The sequence below is a fragment of the Microcoleus sp. Z1_B2 genome (assembly GCF_036700325.1).
In the GTDB taxonomy this organism is placed as follows: domain Bacteria; phylum Cyanobacteriota; class Cyanobacteriia; order Cyanobacteriales; family Microcoleaceae; genus Microcoleus.
Map to the genome: position 1 here is coordinate 74,023 of NZ_JAUBOQ010000035.1, position 223 is coordinate 74,245.

Below are 223 nucleotides of genomic sequence, written 5' to 3' on the forward strand. Positions count from 1 at the left end.
AACCAAAAATCCGACTGTTTCCGAAACTCCCAATTCCGATCCGAATTCTACCGATCCAAAAACAGATTCTCCCGCAGTAGAAACTGAAAATCCGACTGTTTCCGAAACTCCCAATTCCGATCCGAATTCTACCGATCCAAAAACGGAAAATTCCTCTGCGACACAAACCAAAAATCCGACTGTTTCCGAAAATCCCAATTCCGATCCAAATCCTGCCGATCCA

General features: G+C 44.4%; 1 protein-coding gene. It reads left to right on the plus strand.

The genetic code is table 11. The annotated features are described in order from the left end of the window. Positions 1–223: hypothetical protein (locus tag QT984_RS20375; RefSeq protein WP_333374785.1), on the plus strand; the 223-nt coding region annotated here is incomplete at both ends.